Raw genomic sequence first — 19,757 nt, forward strand, 5'->3', positions numbered from 1 at the left:
TGCGGGCTCCGGCGACTGTACACCCCGGCCAGTGCCTCGCCGAAGTCTAGCCCTACCCACGGGCATGTCGCGAAACGGGTCGTTCACAGGTCGGGCAGGGGGTCGGGGGGCAGCGTCTCCGGCGCGAAGATCTCCGCGTCGGCGGCGGCGACCACGGCGGCGTACTCCTCCTCGAACTCGAACGCCATCACGCCCAGCTCGATCACCGGCCCGGAAGCCTGCATGATCGGGCCGAGCCTGGTGTGGCGGGGGAAGGTCGCGTGGACGGAGACCGGGCGGTCGCTCCGGAGCATCCGGGTGGCGAGGACGGAGATGGCCGTGTCGGTGACCACGATCAGGAAGTTGCCCGTGCCCGGCGGGCCCAGGGACAGCGCGGGGAATACGTAGCGGATCTCCCCCTGATCGCCGAGCAGCGTTCTGCATCGATCTCTGACAGTGGAACTCACCGGCATTCCCCGCCCCCTTTTGCCCCCTTTGTCTTAAGTATCGGCAGGCGTTCGGGGATGCCGCAACAGCTTGGCGACCTGATCCCAGACGGCGTCGGCGACGTCGTCCTTGGGACCCCGGGGGATCTCCACCGGCTCGCCGCCCGCGACCAGCACGGTCGCCGCGTTGTCGGGCGTGCCGAAGGCCAGGTCGGGGCCGACCTGGTTGACGACGAGCAGGTCGCAGCCCTTGCGGGCGAGCTTGGCCTGCCCGTTGGCGAGCACGTCGTCGGTCTCGGCCGCGAACCCGACGATCACCTCGGGATGACGAGCGGCGATCACCTCGGACTCCGGCCCGACGGCCGCCACCGAATCCGACCCGGCCGCCGCCTCGGGGGACGACTCTGCGGCGCGGCGGCGTTCGCCTAGTTCCGCCAGGATGTCGGGATTTTTCACTAGATAGAGGGGCTCGGGGTCGCCCTCGGTCTTCTTGATCTTGGAGTCCTGCCGCGCGGCGGGCCGGAAGTCGGCCACCGCCGCCGCCATCACCACCACGTCCGCGGCGGCCGAGGCGGTCAGCACCGCCTCGCGCAGTTCGGCCGCCGACTCCACCCGCACCACGGCGGCCCCGGCCGGATCGGGCAGGGACACGTTGGCGGCCACCAGCGTCACCTGGGCCCCACGGGCGACGGCCGTGCGGGCCAGGGCGTACCCCTGCAGCCCGGAGGACCGGTTACCCAGGTAGCGGACCGGATCGATGGCTTCGCGCGTGCCGCCGGCCGAGACGACGACCCGCCGCCCGGCCAGGTCGCGCGGCCGGCCGGCCAGTACGCGCAGGCAGATCTGGAAGATCTCGGCGGGATCGGGCAGACGCCCGGGCCCGGTGTCGGCGCCGGTGAGGCGCCCGACCGCGGGATCGATCACCACGGAGCCCCGCTCGCGCAGCGTCGAGACGTTGGCCCGGGTGGCGGGGTGCTGCCACATCTCGGTGTGCATCGCGGGCGCGAACACCACCGGGCAGCGCGCGGTCAGCAGCGTGTTGGTGAGCAGGTCGCCGGCCAGGCCGTGAGCGGCCTTGGCGAGCACGTCGGCGGTCGCGGGCGCCACCACGACGAGGTCGGCCCGCTGGCCGATCCGTACGTGGGGCACCTCGTGAACGTCTTCCCACACATCGGTCGTCACCGGGTTGCCGGACAGCGCCGCCCAGGTGGGCTCGCCCACGAACCGCAGGGCGTCGCGGGTCGGAACGACCCGCACCTCATGCCCGGACTCGGTGAACAGGCGCAACAGCTCACACGCCTTGTACGCGGCGATGCCCCCGCTGACGCCCAGGACGACCCTCTTCATTTAGCGGGTCAGACCGCGCCTTCGATGGGCTCGGCGTTGAGCAGGCCCTCGGCCACCTCGCGCAGCGCGATGGACAGCGGCTTCTCCTGCGCGTGCGTCTCGACCAACGGCCCGACGTATTCGAGCAGGCCCTCGCCGAGCTGGGAGTAGTAGGCGTTGATCTGGCGGGCGCGCTTGGCACCCATGATCACCAGGGAATACTTGCTGTCGACGATGTCGAGCAGCGCGTCGATCGGCGGGTTGGTGATGCCCTCTGCGACCGGGGCAATTCCTGCCACGATTGTCAGACCTCTCGGTTGGTGGTTTTGATGACCCCCTGAGGGTCAGTCATCAAGGCTATCAGCCGGCGGCACACCTCTTTGACACTTGTGTTCACCAGCGTGAGGTCGAATTCCTTCTCGGCCGCCATCTCGACGTGGCCGGCCTCAAGGCGGCGGGCGATGACGTCCTCCGGCTCGGTGCCACGGCCGCGCAGCCGCTTCTCCAGCTCCTCCCAGGAGGGCGGGGCCAGGAACACCAGCAGGGCCTCCGGCATGCTCTGCCGCACCTGCCTGGCGCCTTCGAGGTCGATCTCGAGCAGTGTGGGCATGCCCGCGGCGAGCCGGTCGAGCACCGGGGCGCGCGGCGTGCCGTACCTGTTGCCCGCGAACTCCGCCCACTCGAGCAGCTCCCCCGACTCCACGAGCCGGTCGAACTCCTCGCTGTCGGCGAAGAAGTAGTGGAGCCCGTGCACCTCGCCGGGCCGGGGTTTCCTGGTTGTCACCGAGACCGACAGCCACACCTCGGGGTGTGCCCGCCGAATCTCGGCGACGACCGTTGACTTACCGACGCCCGACGGTCCGGACAGGACCGTCAGGCGCCGCTCGCTCGAGGGGAGGAAGTCGCCGACCCTCGCTCCAGATCCGACTGCCTCATGGGCCCAAACACTGCCGGACCTGGACCTGTCGGTCACTTCCTACCCCCCGTTGAACCTGCGCTTTCGTGTGGAACCGAGATTAGCTCTCGTTGCCACCGAACTCGCGCTCGAGGGATGCCCTCTGGTTCGCACCGAGACCCCGCACGCGGCGGGACTCGGCGATGGCAAGCCGCTCCATGAGCTGCTTGGCGCGGACTTTGCCCACGCCTGGGAGCGATTCCAACAAGGCCGACACTTTCATCTTGCCGATGACGTCGTCGGTCTGCCCATCCTTGAGCACCTGAGCCAGAGAAACCGCGCCATGCTTGAGCCGGTTCTTGACCTCGGCACGCTCTTTACGGGCCTTGGCAGCCTTTTGCAGGGCTGCGGCGCGCTGCTCAGGGGTCAGGGGAGGAAGAGCCACGCCGGGTCACCTCGAATTTCTGTCGATGTACTCGGACGGGAAGGGAAACTAGCTGGTCATCGCCCCCTAAGCAACGTCAATGGCGGTTTCTCTCCTCACAAAATCCACTTCATCACTCTCCGTGTATGTAAAACTACAGAGTGCTGATCAAATCGCCTCCACTTCCCGCTTCTTCCTTACACACAGGAAGCGCCGTGGGGGTACGATGATGATCACCCACCCGTCAGGGAGCGGTGTCCGAAACGTGCGCGGGTTTACGTCCGAAACCCCGCCCGAGGTGGGCATCCGTATGCCCTGCGGGGGTGTCCTCACGATCGTGTACGGTCGGCGTGGGACGCCGTTCTGGGGTCGGCGTCCCTCCGGGGAGGCCCTCACCGTGCGTACACGGCCACCCGCCGTACGTGTGCTCATGGGAGCGGTCCCACCACGGCCGGGTGACAACGGTTGTGCTCCCGGCACATTCGCCCGACCGACCGGCCCGCCGTACAGTGAGCCGAGCCGCGCCTGGCTGGTCGGGGCCGCCGTACGGTGGGCCTGAGTTACACCGGCCGAGCGGCCAGCCGCATGGTGGGCTGGACCAGGCTTCGCTGATCGACCGCTTGCGGTGGTGCGCCGGACAACGACGCGCCGCCCAGTCGGCCCCGCGTCGGCGTGAGCGCGCGTCACGACGGAAGCGCACGGCGCCCAGGGCTGAGCCGCACATGGGCGCGGTGGGCCCGATGCGGGCGCGATGGCGCGAGGGCCCCACGCGGGCGCGATCGACTGCGCACGCACAGGGCGCGGCGGGCTGCGGACGGGCGCGATGGGCCCACATATGCGCGGTGGGCCGCAGACGCACACGGACGCGGATCCTGCCTGGCCGTGGCACTGGCGGCGGCCGGTTCGCCGCTGCGCACCGATGCCACGCCACGATGGGCCGCCCCCGAAGGCCCATCAGGAACACGGAACGGCCCTAAGGGCCGCGAACCCCATCAGAAGGGGGTCGTGCGCCGCAAGGAGGATGCGATGGCGGCGGCTGTGGCGCCCGGGTCCGGGGAGGCGGTGATCGGGCGGCCGATGACCAGGAGGTCGGCGCCGTCCGCCAGCGCCTGCTCCGGCGTCGCCACCCGCGCCTGGTCCTGGCTGTCCGCCCCGGCGGGACGTACGCCGGGTGTGATGAGGGTGATCTCCGGCCCGACCTCCGAGCGCAGGTCGACGACCTCGTGCGGTGAGCACACCAGGGCCGTGGCGCCCGACTCGACCGACAGGACGGCCAGGCGGCGGACCGCGTCCGAGGCGGGGCCGGCGAGCCCGATGCGGCTCAGGTCGGCCTCCGACAGCGACGTCAGCACCGTGACCGCCGCGATCTGGGTGTCCGGGGCCGCCTCGACGGCCGCGCGGATCATCGCGGGGCCCCCGGCCGCGTGGACCGTGAGGATGGCCGGCCGCAGCCGGGCGACCGCCCTGGCCGCCGCCGCGACCGTGTTGGGGATGTCGTGCAGCTTGAGGTCCAGGAAGACCTGTACGCCGCTCGCCCCCCGGATCGAGGCGATCACGTCGGGGCCGTAGCGCAGATAGAGCTCCAGCCCGATCTTCACCGTGGTGACGTGCGGGGTCACCAGGGCGGCCCACCTGGCGGCGGTCTCCAGGTCGGGGGCGTCGAGGGCGACGGCGATGGGTGCGGGCGTCAAGGGGAGCTCTCCTCGGAGTCGACGAGCAGGTGCCGGGGGGCGCTCCCCGGCGGACGGTGGGCCAGGCCGACCGCGTCGGCCAGCCGCTGGAAGCCGCGTGCCCGCAGCAGGTCCTCAAGCTCTCGCTCGATGCGCAGGCACGCGTAGGGGTCGTGGAACAGCGCCGTCCCCACCCCGACCGCGCAGGCGCCCGCCAGGATGAGCTGGAAGGCATCCCTGCCGGTCGTCACGCCGCCGACGCCGATCAGCGGCACCCCGGGCAGGGCGGCGTGCACCTGCCACACGCACCGTACGGCAAGGGGCAGGATGGCCGGCCCCGACAGCCCGCCGGTCACGGCCGCGAGCGAGGGCCGCAGCGCCTCGGTGTCGATGGCCATGCCGAGCGGGTTGTTGATCATGGACAGCGCGTCGGCTCCGGCGTCCACGCAGGCGCGGGCGACCGCCACGATGTCGGCCACGTCGGGCGCCAGCTTGGCGACCACGGGGACGTCGTACCGCATGATGGAGCGCACCGACGCGATCACCTCGGCGGCGGCGCTGCCCTCGCGGGCGAAGACCCGGCCGCGGTCCTCGATGTTCGGGCAGGACAGGTTCACCTCCAGGGCGGTGACGCCGGGCGCGTCGGCCAGCCTGCGGGCCAGCGCCGAGTACTCGGCCACGGTGCCGCCGCCGATCGAGACGATGGTCCTGATGCCGCGCTGGGCCAGCCAGGGCAGCTCGCGTTCGAGGAAGGCGTCGATGCCGGGGCCCTGGAGGCCGACGGCGTTGAGCATGCCCGAGGGGGTCTCGGCCATCCGGGGGGTGGGGCGGCCGGCGCGCGGGGCCATGGTGATCGAGCTGGTGGTCAGGGCGCCCAGGCGGTGGAGGTCGAAGAACTGGGCCAGTTCGCGGCCCGAGGCGGCGCAGCCGGCGGCGGTGGTGATGGGGTTGGCGAGCTCCACATGCGCCAGAAAAGTCCGCATATCTACTGACACGTCAGCTCACCCGCCGCAGAGCAGCCGCAGACAACGCGGAGAAACAGCCACCGGATCGCGCGAGACGCGGGCGCGGCGCGGAAGCAAGACGCGGACGCGGCAGGGAAGCGGGACACGGGCAATCGGTGTCAGCCCGCATGGCGAGCACCGCCCTGACCCCCGGGCGCCCCCAGCGCGTCGAACGGGATCGTCCCCACATCCTCGAACCGCACCCGCTCCCCCCGGAACACCGGCCCCTCGGCGCAGGCCCGCACCATCCGGGTCACGCCGTCGTCGCCGATGACCGGCAGCACGCACGTCATGCAGACCCCGATCCCGCAGGCCATCGCCTCTTCCACCGCCACCTGCACCGGGATGTCGAACTCCATCGCCACCGCCGTGACCGCCCGCAGCGTCTCCATGGGCGCGCACGCGTAGACCACGTCCGCCCGCGTGTCGGCGATCACCGCGGGCAGCGCGTCGGTCACCCGGCCGCGCAGCCCGAGCGAGCCGTCCTCGGTGGTGAGCGTGGTGGTCTGGGCCATCCGCCTGGCCCGCATGGCGCCGAACACCCGGTCCGCGCTGGCGCCGCCCAGCACGAAGTCGACCCGGCAGCCGCGTTCGATGAGCTGGTCGGCCACCGGGAACAGCACCGCGGAGCCGTACTCGGAACCGACCAGCACGCAGTGGACCGGGTCGCGCGGCAGCGGGAAGGGCCGGCCGAGCGGCCCGACGAGGTCGATCGTGTCACGCGCCCGGCGCTCGGCCAGCCACGCGGTGCCCGGCCCGCGCACGGTGAAGACGAGCTCCACCGTGCCGCCGTAGTCGGGCTTGACGTCGTGGATGGAGAAGGCCCGCCGCGTCACCATGGACGTGTGGGCCCCGCCGACGGCGACGGACACGAAGTGGCCGGGCCGGTAGCGCTCGGCGATGCCGGGCGCCACCACGGTGAGGGCATGGTAGGCGTCGACCCGGCGCGTCGTCAGCACCGTGCCCGTCACCTGCACCGGAGTGCCGGCCAGTCCTCTTCACCTCCCGCGGGAGCCTGCCGTCGATCGAGCCTTACGCCCCTGCCGCCCGCAGCGCCCGCCCGTGCTCCTGGAGGGACCGTACGCCGACGTCGCCCCGCACGATGGCCTGGATGCCCGCGGCCGCGGCGGCGAGGCCGGCGACCGTGGTGATGCACGGGATGCCGCGCAGCACGGCGGCGGTACGGATGTCGTAGCCGTCGAGCCGCGGGCCCGACTGGCCCGGACTGCCGAACGGCGTGTTGACGATCAGGTCGATCTCGCCGTCGAGGATGTACTGGACACTTGTGGGCTCACCTCCGGCTCCGGGCCCCTCGCTCTGCTTTCGCACGATCTTGGCATGGACACCGTTGCGGCGCAGCACCTCAGCGGTCCCCTCGGTGGCCAGGATCTCGAACCCGAGGTCGGCGAGCGCCCGTACCGGGAAGATCATCGCACGCTTGTCCCGGTTGGCCACGGACACGAAGGCCCGGCCCTTGATGGGCAGTTCCCCGTAGGCCGCCGCCTGCGACTTGGCGAAGGCGACGCCGAAGGACTCGTCGATGCCCATGACCTCGCCCGTGGAGCGCATCTCGGGCCCGAGCACGATGTCGACGCCGCGGAAGCGGTTGAACGGCAGCACCGCCTCCTTCACCGCGATCGGCGCCTCCAGCGGCAGCGTGCCGCCGTCTCCCGTGGCGGGCAGCATGCCCTCCTCGCGCAGCGAGGCGATCGAGGCGCCCAGCATCACGCGGGCCGCCGCCTTGGCCAGCGGCACCGCCGTGGCCTTGGAGACGAACGGCACGGTACGGCTGGCGCGCGGGTTGGCCTCCAGGACGTACAGGACGCCGGCCGACATGGCGTACTGGACGTTCAGCAGCCCGCGGACCCCGACGCCGCGGGCGATGCCCTCGGTGGCGGCGCGGATGCGCTTGATGTCGTTGCTGCCGAGCGTGATCGGCGGCAGCGCGCACGCCGAGTCGCCGGAGTGGATCCCGGCCTCCTCGATGTGCTCCATGACGCCGCCCAGGTAGAGCTCCTCGCCGTCGAACAGGGCGTCCACGTCGATCTCGATGGCCTCGTCGAGGAACTTGTCGACCAGCACCGGATGGCCGCCCTCCTGGGCCGCCATGTAGGTGGTCAGCGTCGCGTCGTCGTAGACGATGGCCATGCCGGCCCCGCCGAGCACGTACGAGGGCCGGACGAGCACGGGGTAGCCGATCTCCTCGGCCACGCTCAGCGCCTCGGCGACGGTCGTCGCGGTGCCGTGCTTGGGCGCGGGCAGCTGCGCCTCGGCGAGCACCCGGCCGAACGCGCCGCGCTCCTCCGCCAGGTGGATCGACTCGGGCGAGGTGCCGACCACGGGCACGCCGGCGTCCTTGAGCGCCTGCGCCAGGCCGAGCGGCGTCTGCCCGCCGAGCTGCACGATCACGCCCGCGACCGGGCCCGTCTGCTGCTCGGCGTGGACGACCTCCAGCACGTCCTCCAGCGTGAGCGGCTCGAAGTAGAGCCGGTCGGAGGTGTCGTAGTCGGTCGAGACCGTCTCCGGGTTGCAGTTGACCATGACGGTCTCGAACCCGGCCCGCGACAGCTCGAAGGAGGCGTGCACGCAGGCGTAGTCGAACTCGATGCCCTGGCCGATGCGGTTCGGCCCGGAGCCGAGGATGATGACCTTCTCCCGCTCGCCGTACGGGACCTCGCTCTCCTCGTCGTAGGCCGAGTAGAGGTAGGGGGTCTTGGCGGCGAACTCGGCGGCGCAGGTGTCGACCGTGTTGTAGACCGGCCGCAGGCCGAGCGCGTGGCGCAGGTCACGTACGCGGGCCTCGTCGATGCCGCGGATCTCGCCGATCTGCGCGTCGCTGAAGCCGTGGCGCTTGGCCCGCTCCAGCACCTCGGCGGTCAGCTCGGTGGCCTCACCGAGGACCTGCGCCTCCTCGTCCAGCAGGAACAGCTGGTCGAGGAACCAGGGATCGATGTGGGTGGCCTCGAAGAGCTCCTCGGCGGTGGCGCCGGCCCGGATGGCCTGCTGCACGGTGCGCAGCCGGCCGTCGTGCGGGACGCGGGACTCCTCGATGAGCTCGGCCTTCGGCCGCTGGGGGCCGGCCCAGGTGAAGGAGGAGTCCTTCTTCTCCAGCGAGCGCAGCGCCTTCTGCAGCGCCTCGGGGAAGGAGCGGCCGATGGCCATGGCCTCGCCCACCGACTTCATGTGCGTGGTGAGGGTCTGGTCGGCGCCCCTGAACTTCTCGAAGGCGAACCGCGGCACCTTGACCACGATGTAGTCGAGCGTGGGCTCGAAGGAGGCCGGGGTCTCCTTGGTGATGTCGTTGGGGATCTCGTCGAGGGTGTAGCCGATGGCCAGCTTGGCGGCGATCTTGGCGATCGGGAAGCCGGTGGCCTTAGAGGCCAGGGCGCTCGATCGGGACACGCGCGGGTTCATCTCGATGACGATCATGCGGCCGGTCGCCGGGTTGACCGCGAACTGGATGTTGCAGCCGCCGGTGTCGACGCCGACCTCGCGGATGACCGCGATCGCGACGTCGCGCATGTTCTGGTATTCGCGGTCGGTCAGCGTCAGCGCGGGGGCGACGGTGACGCTGTCGCCGGTGTGGACGCCCATCGGGTCGATGTTCTCGATGGAGCAGACGATGACCACGTTGTCATGCTTGTCGCGCATGACCTCGAGCTCGTACTCCTTCCAGCCGAGGATCGACTCCTCCAGGAGCACCTCGGTGGTCGGCGAGGCGTCCAGCCCGGCGCCGGCGATGCGCCGCAGGTCGGACTCGTCGTAGGCGAACCCGGACCCGACGCCGCCCATCGTGAAGGAGGGCCGCACGACCAGCGGGTAGCCCAGCTCGGCGACGGCGGCCAGGCACTCGTCCATCGTGTGGCAGACGACCGAGTTGGCCGACTCCGCGTTCAGGCCGTGCTCGCGGGCGACCTTGGCGACGATCTCCTTGAACTTCTCGCGGTTCTCCCCCGCCTGGATCGCGTCGAAGTCGGCGCCGATCAGCTCGACGTCGTAGCGCTCCAGCGCGCCCGACTCGTGCAGGGCGACGGCGGTGTTGAGGGCGGTCTGGCCGCCCAGGGTCGGCAAGAGCGCGTCGGGGCGCTCCTTGGCGATGATCTTCTCGACGTACTCGGGGGTGATCGGCTCGACGTAGGTGGCGTCGGCGAACTCGGGGTCGGTCATGATCGTCGCCGGGTTGCTGTTGACGAGGATCACGCGGAACCCCTCGTCGCGCAGCACGCGGCAGGCCTGGGTGCCGGAGTAGTCGAACTCGCACGCCTGACCGATCACGATCGGCCCCGAGCCGATCACCAGGACGGACCTGATGTCATCACGCTTGGGCACGGTTCATGACCTCACAGAACTCGTCGAAAAGGTAGGCGGCGTCGTGGGGACCTGCGGCGGCCTCCGGGTGGTACTGCACGCTGAAGGCGCGCCCGTCGAGCAGGCGCAGCCCTTCCACGCAGCGGTCGTTGAGGTTGACGTGGCTGACCTCGGCCCGGCCGTAGGGGGTCTCGAACGGCTCGCCGAGCGGCGCCTCGACCGCGAAGCCGTGGTTGTGGGCGGAGATCTCTACCTTGCCGGTCCGTACGTCCTGGACCGGCTGGTTCACCCCCCGGTGGCCGTAACGCAGCTTGTACGTGGACAGGCCCAGGGCCCGGCCGAACAGCTGGTTGCCGAAGCAGATCCCGAAGAAGGGCACCTTCGCCTCCAGCACCCCGCGCAGCGCGGAGACGTCCGCGGTGGCCGGGTCGCCGGGACCGTTGGAGAAGAACACCCCGTCCGGCTTCACCGCCATGATCTGCTCGAAGGTGGCGGTGGCCGGCAGCACGTGCACCTCGCAGCCGCGCTCGGCCATCCGGTGCGGGGTCATGCCCTTGATGCCCAGGTCCACGGCCGCGACGGTGAACCGCTTCTGGCCGACGGCCGGCACGACGTACGGCTCGGCCGTGGCCACCTCGGCGGCCAGGCTCGCGCCCGCCATGGCCGGCACCCGCCGTACGCGCTTGACGAGCTCATCGACCGGCTCGGACGGATCGGTGAAGATCCCGGCGCGCATGGCGCCGCGCTCGCGCAGGTGGCGGGTGAGCGCGCGGGTGCCCGGCATGGCGATGCCGACGACGCCCTGTTCCTTGAGGTAATCGTCGAGCGAGCGGTTGGCCCGCCAGTTGGAGACCACGCGGGACGGCTCGCGTACGACGTAGCCGGCGACCCAGACGCGGCCCGACTCGGGGTCCTCGTCGTTGACGCCGGTGTTGCCGATGTGCGGGGCCGTCATCGCGACGATCTGCCGGTGGTAGGACGGGTCGGTGAGGGTCTCCTGGTAGCCGGTCATGCCGGTGTTGAAGACCATCTCGCCGAACGTCTCGCCCGCGGCGCCATACGGGGTTCCGTGGAAGACGCGACCGTCCTCCAGAACGAGCAGCGCAGAAGTCACACCAGCTTCCCTTCAAGTACTGTCGGCTTGCCGCGCAGGAAGGTCGCCACGACCCGGCCGGGGAGCGTCATGCCCTCGTACGGCGTGTTGCGGCTCTTCGACGCGAAGGCGGACGGATCCACCTCTGTACGGACGGACGGGTCGTACAACGTGAGGTTGGCCGGCACGCCCACCTCGATCGGTTGCCCGTGCCCCGATAGGCGGCCGATACGCGCGGGCACGATCGACATGCGCTCGGCGACGCCGGCCCAGTCGAGCAGCCCGGTGTCGACCATGGCCTCCTGCACCACGCTGAGCGCGGTCTCCAGGCCGACCATGCCCATGGCCGCGGCCGACCACTCGGTCTCCTTGTCCTCGACCGGGTGGGGCGCGTGGTCGGTGGCGACGATGTCGATCGTGCCGTCGGCCAGCGCGGCGCGCAGCGCCTCGACGTCGGCGCGCGTGCGCAGCGGCGGGTTGACCTTGTAGATGGGGTTGTAGGCGCCGACCGGCGAGTCCTCGACGAGGTCGTCGGTGAGCAGCAGGTGGTGCGGGGTGACCTCGGCGGTGATGTTCCAGCCCTTGGACTTGGCCCAGCGCAGGATCTCCACCGAGCCGGCCGTGGAGACGTGGCAGACGTGCAGCCGGGAGCCGACGTGCGCGGCCAGCAGGCAGTCGCGGGCGATGATCGCCTCCTCGGCGACCGCCGGCCAGCCGGTCAGGCCGAGCCGGCCGGACACGACGCCCTCGTTCATCTGGGCACCGCCGGTGAGCCTGGGCTCCTGGGCGTGCTGGGCGATCACGCCGTCGAAGGCCTTGACGTACTCCAGGGCGCGGCGCATCAGCACGGCGTCGTCGACGCACCTGCCGTCGTCGGAGAAGACGCGGACGCGGGCGGCGGAGTCGGCCATCGCGCCGAGCTCGGCCAGTTGCCTGCCCTCCAGGCCGACGGTGACCGCGCCGACCGGCTGGACGTCGCAGTGGGCGAACTCCCGGCCCAGCCGCCAGACCTGCTCGACCACGCCGGCGGTGTCGGCGACGGGCGAGGTGTTGGCCATGGCGTGCACGGCGGTGTAGCCGCCGCGGGCGGCCGACTGGGTGCCGGTCTGCACGGTCTCGGCGTCCTCGCGGCCGGGCTCGCGCAGGTGGGTGTGCAGGTCGACGAGGCCGGGCAGCACGATCGCGCCGCCGCCGTCGATCGCCGCCTCCCCCTCGATCCGCGGGGCGATCTCGGCGATCACCCCGTCCTCGATCCGGATGTCGACGGGCTCGCCGCCGACGATCCGTACGTTGCGAATGATCACGAAGTCTCTCCCCCGAGCAGCAGGTACAGGACGGCCATGCGGATGGTCACACCGTTGGCGACCTGCTCGACGATGGTCGAGCGCGGCGAGTCGGCCACCTCGGCGGCGATCTCCATGCCCCGGTTCATCGGCCCGGGGTGCATCACGATGGCCTCGTCGGGCATCTTGGCGAAGCGGTCGCGGTCGAGGCCGTAGCGGCGGGAGTATTCGCGCTCGCTCGGGAAGTAGGCGGCGTTCATCCGCTCCTTCTGCACCCGCAGCATCATCACCACGTCGGACTTGGGCAGCACCGCGTCGAGGTCGTAGGAGACCGCGCACGGCCAGGTGTCGATCGAGACCGGCAGCAGCGTGGGCGGCGCCACCAGCGTGACGTCGGCGCCGAGTGTGGCCAGGAGCAGCACGTTGGAGCGGGCGACCCTGCTGTGCAGGACGTCGCCGACGATCGTGACCTTGCGGCCGTCCAGGCCGCCCAGGCGGCGGCGCATGGAGAAGGCGTCGAGCAGCGCCTGCGTGGGGTGCTCGTGGGTGCCGTCGCCGGCGTTGACGACGCTGCCGTGCACCCAGTTGGCCAGGCGGTGCGGCGCACCGGAGGCGCCGTGGCGGATGACGACCGCGTCGGCGCCCATCGCCTCCAGCGTCAGCGCCGTGTCCTTCAGCGACTCGCCCTTGGAGACGCTGGAGCCCTTGGCGGAGAAGTTGATGACGTCGGCCGACAGTCGCTTGGCGGCCGCCTCGAAGGAGATGCGGGTGCGGGTGGAGTCCTCGAAGAACAGGTTGACCACCGTACGGCCGCGCAATGTCGGCAGCTTCTTGATGGAACGTTCCGAGACCCTCGCCAGCTCCTCGGCCGTGTCGAGGATGAGCAGGGCGTCGTCCTTGCCGAGGTCGCCCGCGGAGATGAGATGGCGGTTCACTTGGCCTCCTCCTTCATCAGCAGCACCGCGTCGCGCCCGTCGGTCTCCTGCAGGTAGACCTTCACCTTCTCGCTCTTGGCGGTCGGCAGGTTCTTGCCGACGTAGTCGGCGCGGATGGGCAGCTCGCGATGGCCGCGATCGACCAGCGTGGCCAGCTGTACGGCGGTCGGGCGGCCGAGGTCGTTGAGCGCGTCGAGCGCCGCGCGGACGGTGCGGCCGGAGTACAGGACGTCGTCCACCAGCACCACGATCCGGCCGTCGATGCCGTCGGGCGGCAGCTCGGTGTGACCGAGCGGCCGGGCGGGCCGGAGGCGGAGGTCGTCGCGGTACATCGTGATGTCGATCGAGCCGACGGGGATCTTGACGCCCTCGAAGCGCTCGATGCGGTCACCCAGCCGGCGGGCCAGAGTGACGCCGCGGGTCGGGATGCCGAGGAGGACGACGCCGTCGGCGCCCTTGGTTCGTTCGAGGATCTCGTGCGCGATACGGGTCAGCGCCCGGTGGATGTCCGGGCCCTCCAGAACAGCCCTCGACAAGGGTGTCAGGTCGGAGGTTGGGGATTCGGACACGGCAGAGCTCACCACCTTTCCCGCCTCACGGGACGGGTCTTAAAAGGGTGTTGGTCGTGACACACAGTACCAGGGGCTACCAGCCAGAACTCTTGCCACCTACTCCCCACGGCCGCCCACGGTTGGGTAATTTCCCCGCTCTTTCCGTGTCGGAACCGTCCACGCGGGGCACGTGACGGGACATCGCGGGCGGTGCCAGCGCGTTGACGTCCGCCTGCTTCGAGGGGATACAGGGACAATGACCTTCCATGTCGACTCCGAGGTGGGCAAGCTCTACCAGGTGCTGCTGCACAAGCCCGACCTGGCGCTCAAGCGGCTCACCCCGACCAACAAGGACGCGTTCCTCTTCGACGACGTGCTGTGGGTGCAGCGCGCGATGGAGGAGCACGAGGAGTTCCAGCAGGTGCTGCGGGATCGCGGCGTCAAGGTCCACATGCTGGCGGACCTGCTTCAGGAGACGGTCGAGATCCCCGAGGCGCGTAAGCACATCCTCGACGGGATCCTCGACGAGCGCTTCATGGGCCCCCTGGCCGTCGACGACATCCGCAACACCCTTGACTCCATGGACTCCAAGACCCTGCAGATGTACCTGACGGGGGGCATCACCAAACGCGAGATGGTCGAGGCGGGCTGTGACCCCAAGTCGATGTCCTACCACGCGGCCGGCGACGACGACTTCATCCTGCCGCCGCTGCCGAACCACCTGTTCACCCGCGACACCTCCTGCTGGGTGTACGACGGCGTCTCGATCAACGCGATGAAGAAGAAGGCGCGCATGCGCGAGACGGTGAACATGGAGGCCGTCTACGAGTTCCACCCGACCTTCGCCGACGGGTTCGGCCGGCCGCAGAAGGGCGGCTACAACGTGTGGCTGCCCGGCCAGTCGGTCGCCCCGGCCACGCTGGAGGGCGGCGACGTGCTGATCCTCGGGCGCGGCGTGGTGCTGATCGGGATGAGCGAGCGCACCCAGCCGCAGGCCATCGAGATGCTCGCGCAGCGGCTGTTCCAGGCCGGCTCCGCGCGGAAGATCATCGCGCTGAACATGCCGAAGGCCCGCGCGTTCATGCACCTCGACACCGTGATGACGATGGTGGACGTCGGCGTGTTCACCAAGTACGCGGGGCTGGGCATGCTGCCCTCGTACACGATCGAGCCGGGCGACACCGAAAAAGAGCTCAAGGTCACCGACCACCCGCCGGAGGACATGCACCGGGCCATGGCGCGGGCCCTGGACCTGGACGACATCAAGGTCCTCATCCCGACGCAGGACGTCTACGCCGCCGAACGGGAGCAGTGGGACGACGGCTGCAACGCGCTGGCCATCGAACCGGGCGTCGTCATCGCCTACGAGCGCAACACCACGACCAACAACTTCCTGCGCGGCCACGGCATCGAGGTCATCACCATCCGGGGCAGCGAGCTCGGCAGAGGACGCGGCGGGCCGCGCTGCATGAGCTGCCCACTCGAGCGGGACGGCTTCTGATCGATGAGGGTCATCGTCGCCCTGGGGGGCAACGCGGTGCTCCGGCGCAGCCAGCGGGCGGACGTGGAGCCGCAGATCGCCAACGTCGCCAACGCGGCCAAGACGCTGGCCAAGCTCGCGGAGAAGCACGAGCTGATCATCACCCACGGGAACGGGCCGCAGGTGGGCCTGCTGGCGCTGGAGAGCGCCAACGACCCCCGCCTGACCAAGCCCTACCCGTTCGACACGCTCGGCGCCGAGACGCAGGGCATGATCGGCTACTGGATGCTGCAGGCCCTGCAGAACGCGCTGCCCGGCCGGCAGGTCCTGGCCATGGTGACGCAAACGCTCGTGTCGGCGGTCGATCCGGCCTTCGACAACCCGACCAAGTTCGTCGGTCCCGTCTACGACCAGGACGAGGCCACGAAGCTGGCCAAGGAGTACGGCTGGACGGTCGCCGCCGACGGCCACGACTGGCGGCGCGTCGTCCCCTCCCCCACCCCGCAACGCGTGGTGGAGACGCGGCTGATCAGCAAGATGGTCCGCGAGGGGGTCGTGGTGATCTGCGCGGGCGGGGGCGGCATCCCGGTCATCCGCGACGAGCACGGCCGCCTGTCCGGTGTCGAGGCGGTCATCGACAAGGACTCCACGGCGTCGATGCTGGCCGAGGCGCTCGAATGCGACGCCTTCCTCATCCTGACCGACGTGCCGCGCGTACTGAAGGACTTCGGCACGCCGCACCAGAGCGAACTCGCGAACACCACCCCGCACGAACTACGCGCCCTCGACTTCCCGGCGGGCTCCATGGGGCCGAAAGTGGAAGCGGTCTGCCGTTTCGTGGAGACCACCGGCGACATGGCGGCCATCGGCGAGCTCGGGCAGGCGGAGCAGATCCTGGAAGGCACCGCCGGCACGATCGTCACGCCGAATGCCCGCTGGCCGCTGACCAGCACGCTCTAGGGCTCTAGGAGGTTTCGATGGCACTCGCCCAACGGCTCTTCCGCATCAAGCCCACCGACCAGATCGTGGCCGAGGGCGGCCACGGCGAGGGCGGTGAGCTGCGCCGAACGATGTCGCTGTGGCAGCTCACGCTGTTCAGCGTCGGCGCCACGCTCGGCACCGGCATCTTCGTCATCCTCGGCCAGGCCGTGCCGAAGGCGGGTCCCGCCGTCGTGCTGGCCTTCGTGCTGGCCGCGATCACGGCGCTGTTCTCCGCGCTGTCGTACGCGGAGCTGGCCGGCACGATCCCGGTGTCCGGCTCGTCCTACTCCTACGCGTACGCGACGCTGGGCGAGATCGTCGCCTGGATCTGCGGCTGGTGCCTCATGCTGGAGTACGCGGTGTCGGTCGCGGCGGTGTCGGTCGGCTGGGGCGAATACCTCAACTCCTTCCTGAAAAGCCTGTTCGGCTGGGAGCTGCCCGCGTCGATCACCCGCTCCCCCGGCCAGGACGGCGGCGTGATCAACGTCACCGCGATCCTCATCGTGCTGCTGGCCACCTGGCTGCTGCTGCGCGGGGCGTCGGAGAGCGCCACGGCCAACGCCGTGTTCGTGCTCATCAAGGTCGCCGTGCTGGTCTTCTTCTGCGTGGTGGCCTTCACCGCGTTCAGGGCCGGGCACTTCTCGCCGTTCGCGCCCATGGGCGTGGCGGGCGTCACGGCCGCCGCCTCGCAGGTGTTCTTCTCCTACATCGGCTTCGACGCGGCCTCCACCGCCGGCGAGGAGGCCAAGAACCCCAAGCGCGACCTGCCCCTGGCGATCATCCTGTCGCTGGCCATCGTCACGGTCGTCTACGTCCTGGTGGCCGTGGCCGCGATCGGCGCCATGCCGTGGACCGACTTCGACCCCGAACGCACCGAAGCCAGCCTCTCCTACATCGTCGACCTCGCCACCGGCGCCACCTGGCCGGGCCTGATCGTCTCCTTCGGCGCCGTGGTGGCCATCGCCAGCGTCGTCCTGACCGTCATCTACGGCCAGACCCGCATCCTGTTCGCCATGTCCCGCGACGGGCTCATCCCGCACATCTTCCAGAAGGTGAACCCGCGCCGCCAGGTCCCCGTCGCCAACACGCTCATCGTGGCGGCGTTCATCTCCGTACTGGCCGGGCTGGTGCCGCTGGGCCAGCTCGCCGAGGCCACGAGCATCGGGACGCTGTTCGCCTTCGCCATCGTCAACATCGGCGTGCTCGTGCTCCGCTACCGCAGCCCCGAGCTGCCACGCAGCTTCCGCACGCCGCTCTTCCCCGCCACGCCCATCCTCGGCACGATCTTCTGCGTCATCGTGATGGCCGGTCTGGCGGGCGTCACCTGGCAGGCGTTCGGCCTCTGGATGCTGGCGGGCCTGATCTGTTACTTCCTGTACGGCTATCGCCACTCGCGGTTGAACACCGAGGTGCCCCAATGAAGCTCGAAAGCGTACTGGCCGGATTCATCCCCGAGCCGAGAGGACGTGACGCGCTGGCGCTGGCCATGCTCCTGGCCGGGCAGGTCAAGGGGCAGCTGACGGTGGCGTACGTGCAGCCGCCCGTGTGGACCACCCCGGGGCCCGCGCGCGCCGACCTGACCGAGTGGCGCAAGTATCTGCAGGAACAGGCGGAGGCCACGCTCGGGCAGGCCCGGGCGCTCACCGGCGACAAGGCCGACTACGTCGTCCACACCAACAAAGGCAGCGGGCGCGGGCTGGTGGACCTGGCCCGCAAACGCGCGGCCGACGTCGTCGTGATCGGCTCCGCGCCGGGCGGCGGCAGGGGCCGCATCTCCGTCGGCAGCACCGCCGACCAGTTGCTGCACTCCTCGACGGTGCCGGTCATGCTGGTCCCGCGCGGCTACGCGGACGCGCCGGCCGCGGCCGTCGAGCGGATCACGGTCGCCTACCGCCGTAGCCCCTGCTCCGACGCCGCGGTGCACGAGGCCGCCAAGGCCGCGGTCATCCTCGACGTGCCGCTGCGGCTGGTCACCATGCTGATCCGCGGCGCCCGCCGCGCCAAGATCGAGGAGGACATGCTCACGCGCCTGCGGGACCAGGTGGCGGACGACCTCCAGGCGGCGGCCACCGGGCAGCGGCGGCACATCCGGGCGGAGTTCGAGATCCTGGAGGGCCGCGACGTGGCACAGGCCATGGGCCAGACGTCGTGGTCGCCGGGCGAACTGCTCATCTGCGCCTCCAGCAACGCGGGGCCGTTGCGGCGGGTGTTCCTCGGGGACACGTCGCTCAAAATCGTCCGTGCGGCCACGTGTCCAGTCATGATCCTAACCCGTCAATCCTGACCCCTGCGCCACACCACCGGCCCCACTGACCGTCCCCGCCGGCCCTCTGCGCGCTCTTGGATGGCCCTCGCCAGCCCTTCTCAGTGCCTCTCACCTCGGTCTCCACGCGATCACTGACATGGTTTAGAGGTGATTTCCACCATGCATGTCACCGGACAAACAGTGACGAAGTATTGTTACTCATGGGACAAGAGGGGCTATTAAGTCGTTCCATCCCGGATCGGATTCGGCATCTTTTTTCCAATCAGCTTGACCTTCGGCGTCCGCCCCTTTACCGTCACTGTGCGTAACCACACTGCGCGGCGTTATGGGGTAAACCCAGAGCCATGGCTACCGATGGTGCCTAACAAGGCACACACCCCCCGGTGGCCGGGGCATTCGCCGCAAGGGAGCACAATCTACTGAGAGCGCTACATACGAGAGCCGGGGGGCCACACGATGCCGTCTGAGTACGCAAAGTCGCTGGGTGCACGACTCCGCGCCATCCGCACCCAGCAGGGCCTGTCCCTGCACGGAGTCGAAGAGAAGTCGCGTGGCAGGTGGAAAGCCGTGGTCGTGGGCTCGTACGAGCGTGGCGACCGTGCTGTAACGGTTCAGAAACTTGCCGAGCTTGCCGACTTCTACGGGGTGCCCGTCTCCGAGCTGCTGCCCGGCGGTGCCGCGCCGAGCCCGCTCGGCCCGACACCGAAGCTTGTCATCGACCTGGAACGTCTTGCGACGCTGCCCAAGGAGAAGGCCGGGGCACTCGCCCGCTACGCGGCCACCATCCAGAGCCAGCGTGGCGACTACAACGGGAAGGTCCTGTCGATCCGCCAGGAGGACCTGCGCTCCCTGGCCGTGATCTACGACAAGTCGCCGAGCGAGCTGACGGAGGAGCTCATCAGCTGGGGCGTCCTCGACGCGGAGGCCCGCCGCGCCGTCGAGTCCTTCTGACCGCTCCTGTTTTTCGGGGCGCGCCATGTGACGGGCGCGTCCCGCTTTTCGTCTTAGTGTCTCGCGTACGGCGGCACGGTGAACCTCCGTACGGGAGCACGACGAACCTTCGTGCGGGAGCCTGAGGACGGGCTGTCCGGGCACGCACGGGAACCCGCCACCCGC

General features: G+C 70.2%; 18 protein-coding genes. 5 read left to right on the forward strand and 13 right to left on the reverse strand.

Annotated elements, in window-relative coordinates; all coding sequences use genetic code 11:
• Positions 1 to 83: 83 nt before the first annotated feature.
• From AB0J16_RS13830 to pyrR, 13 genes are all read right to left on the reverse strand, one after another.
• Positions 84 to 452: a hypothetical protein gene (locus AB0J16_RS13830; protein WP_358538338.1), complete on the reverse strand. Its 369-nt coding sequence runs from the start codon at positions 450 to 452 to the stop codon at positions 84 to 86.
• 27 nt (positions 453 to 479) lie between these two features.
• The gene (gene coaBC, locus AB0J16_RS13835; protein WP_358538341.1) at positions 480 to 1,772 is read right to left on the reverse strand and encodes a bifunctional phosphopantothenoylcysteine decarboxylase/phosphopantothenate--cysteine ligase CoaBC; all 1,293 of its coding nucleotides are present in this window, start codon (positions 1,770 to 1,772) and stop codon (positions 480 to 482) included.
• A gap of 8 nt (positions 1,773 to 1,780) precedes the next feature.
• A complete protein-coding gene (gene rpoZ / locus AB0J16_RS13840) occupies positions 1,781 to 2,050 on the reverse strand; it encodes a DNA-directed RNA polymerase subunit omega (protein WP_214637710.1) in 270 nt (89 codons plus the stop codon).
• Positions 2,051 to 2,055: 5 nt separating this feature from the next.
• Entirely contained in the window at positions 2,056 to 2,628 is a 573-nt protein-coding gene (gmk, locus tag AB0J16_RS13845; RefSeq protein ID WP_358538851.1) for a guanylate kinase, read from the reverse strand.
• A gap of 139 nt (positions 2,629 to 2,767) precedes the next feature.
• Positions 2,768 to 3,091: an integration host factor, actinobacterial type gene (mihF, locus tag AB0J16_RS13850; protein ID WP_358538343.1), complete on the reverse strand. Its 324-nt coding sequence runs from the start codon at positions 3,089 to 3,091 to the stop codon at positions 2,768 to 2,770.
• Positions 3,092 to 4,062: 971 nt separating this feature from the next.
• The gene (gene pyrF / locus AB0J16_RS13855; RefSeq protein ID WP_357945259.1) at positions 4,063 to 4,761 is read right to left on the reverse strand and encodes an orotidine-5'-phosphate decarboxylase; all 699 of its coding nucleotides are present in this window, start codon (positions 4,759 to 4,761) and stop codon (positions 4,063 to 4,065) included.
• Complete coding sequence (locus AB0J16_RS13860; RefSeq protein ID WP_358444884.1) at positions 4,758 to 5,723, reverse strand: dihydroorotate dehydrogenase; 966 nt, start codon at positions 5,721 to 5,723, stop codon at positions 4,758 to 4,760. Before AB0J16_RS13860 ends, pyrF begins: the two co-directional genes overlap by 4 nt.
• Before the next feature lie 140 nt (positions 5,724 to 5,863).
• Complete coding sequence (locus AB0J16_RS13865; RefSeq protein WP_225298671.1) at positions 5,864 to 6,721, reverse strand: dihydroorotate dehydrogenase electron transfer subunit; 858 nt, start codon at positions 6,719 to 6,721, stop codon at positions 5,864 to 5,866.
• A 55-nt stretch (positions 6,722 to 6,776) separates the two neighbouring features.
• Positions 6,777 to 10,073 (reverse strand): carbamoyl-phosphate synthase large subunit, encoded by a 3,297-nt coding sequence (gene carB / locus AB0J16_RS13870; RefSeq protein ID WP_358538346.1) that lies wholly within the window; start codon positions 10,071 to 10,073, stop codon positions 6,777 to 6,779.
• A complete protein-coding gene (gene carA, locus AB0J16_RS13875; protein WP_358538349.1) occupies positions 10,060 to 11,166 on the reverse strand; it encodes a glutamine-hydrolyzing carbamoyl-phosphate synthase small subunit in 1,107 nt (368 codons plus the stop codon). The genes carB and carA overlap by 14 nt, the downstream gene beginning before the upstream one ends.
• Positions 11,163 to 12,449: a dihydroorotase gene (locus AB0J16_RS13880; RefSeq protein WP_358538351.1), complete on the reverse strand. Its 1,287-nt coding sequence runs from the start codon at positions 12,447 to 12,449 to the stop codon at positions 11,163 to 11,165. The genes carA and AB0J16_RS13880 overlap by 4 nt, the downstream gene beginning before the upstream one ends.
• Positions 12,446 to 13,363, reverse strand: a complete 918-nt coding sequence (locus AB0J16_RS13885; RefSeq protein WP_225298664.1) for an aspartate carbamoyltransferase catalytic subunit — start codon at positions 13,361 to 13,363, stop codon at positions 12,446 to 12,448. The genes AB0J16_RS13880 and AB0J16_RS13885 overlap by 4 nt, the downstream gene beginning before the upstream one ends.
• Positions 13,360 to 13,932 carry a bifunctional pyr operon transcriptional regulator/uracil phosphoribosyltransferase PyrR gene (gene pyrR / locus AB0J16_RS13890; protein WP_358538354.1) on the reverse strand — a complete coding sequence of 191 codons (573 nt, stop codon included), beginning with the start codon at positions 13,930 to 13,932 and terminating at the stop codon, positions 13,360 to 13,362. The genes AB0J16_RS13885 and pyrR overlap by 4 nt, the downstream gene beginning before the upstream one ends.
• 238 nt (positions 13,933 to 14,170) lie before the next feature.
• Here pyrR and AB0J16_RS13895 point away from each other — a divergent pair, with 238 nt between their 5' ends.
• The 5 genes from AB0J16_RS13895 to AB0J16_RS13915 all read left to right on the forward strand — a co-directional run bounded on the left by AB0J16_RS13895 (position 14,171) and on the right by AB0J16_RS13915 (position 19,592).
• Positions 14,171 to 15,415 (forward strand): arginine deiminase, encoded by a 1,245-nt coding sequence (locus tag AB0J16_RS13895; RefSeq protein WP_358538356.1) that lies wholly within the window; start codon positions 14,171 to 14,173, stop codon positions 15,413 to 15,415.
• Between the two features lie 3 nt (positions 15,416 to 15,418).
• The gene (gene arcC, locus AB0J16_RS13900; protein WP_358538359.1) at positions 15,419 to 16,354 is read left to right on the forward strand and encodes a carbamate kinase; all 936 of its coding nucleotides are present in this window, start codon (positions 15,419 to 15,421) and stop codon (positions 16,352 to 16,354) included.
• Between the two features lie 17 nt (positions 16,355 to 16,371).
• A complete protein-coding gene (locus AB0J16_RS13905) occupies positions 16,372 to 17,796 on the forward strand; it encodes an amino acid permease (RefSeq protein ID WP_358538362.1) in 1,425 nt (474 codons plus the stop codon).
• Positions 17,793 to 18,659 carry a universal stress protein gene (locus AB0J16_RS13910; RefSeq protein ID WP_358538364.1) on the forward strand — a complete coding sequence of 289 codons (867 nt, stop codon included), beginning with the start codon at positions 17,793 to 17,795 and terminating at the stop codon, positions 18,657 to 18,659. The genes AB0J16_RS13905 and AB0J16_RS13910 overlap by 4 nt, the downstream gene beginning before the upstream one ends.
• Before the next feature lie 438 nt (positions 18,660 to 19,097).
• Positions 19,098 to 19,592 (forward strand): transcriptional regulator, encoded by a 495-nt coding sequence (locus AB0J16_RS13915; protein ID WP_026214021.1) that lies wholly within the window; start codon positions 19,098 to 19,100, stop codon positions 19,590 to 19,592.
• Positions 19,593 to 19,757: the final 165 nt, after the last annotated feature.

The organism is Nonomuraea sp. NPDC049750 (assembly GCF_040659625.1).
Classification (GTDB): domain Bacteria; phylum Actinomycetota; class Actinomycetes; order Streptosporangiales; family Streptosporangiaceae; genus Nonomuraea.

Excerpts from the sequence above, each read along its gene's own strand:
- arcC (WP_358538359.1), top strand. The coding sequence starts at position 15,419 with ATGAGGGTCATCGTCGCCCTGGGGGGCAACGCGGTGCTCCGGCGCAGC.
- AB0J16_RS13830 (WP_358538338.1), bottom strand. The coding sequence starts at position 452 with ATGCCGGTGAGTTCCACTGTCAGAGATCGATGCAGAACGCTGCTCGGC.
- coaBC (WP_358538341.1), bottom strand. The coding sequence starts at position 1,772 with ATGAAGAGGGTCGTCCTGGGCGTCAGCGGGGGCATCGCCGCGTACAAG.
- AB0J16_RS13860 (WP_358444884.1), bottom strand. The coding sequence starts at position 5,723 with ATGCGGACTTTTCTGGCGCATGTGGAGCTCGCCAACCCCATCACCACC.
- AB0J16_RS13915 (WP_026214021.1), top strand. The coding sequence starts at position 19,098 with ATGCCGTCTGAGTACGCAAAGTCGCTGGGTGCACGACTCCGCGCCATC.
- AB0J16_RS13905 (WP_358538362.1), top strand. The coding sequence starts at position 16,372 with ATGGCACTCGCCCAACGGCTCTTCCGCATCAAGCCCACCGACCAGATC.
- AB0J16_RS13895 (WP_358538356.1), top strand. The coding sequence starts at position 14,171 with ATGACCTTCCATGTCGACTCCGAGGTGGGCAAGCTCTACCAGGTGCTG.
- AB0J16_RS13910 (WP_358538364.1), top strand. The coding sequence starts at position 17,793 with ATGAAGCTCGAAAGCGTACTGGCCGGATTCATCCCCGAGCCGAGAGGA.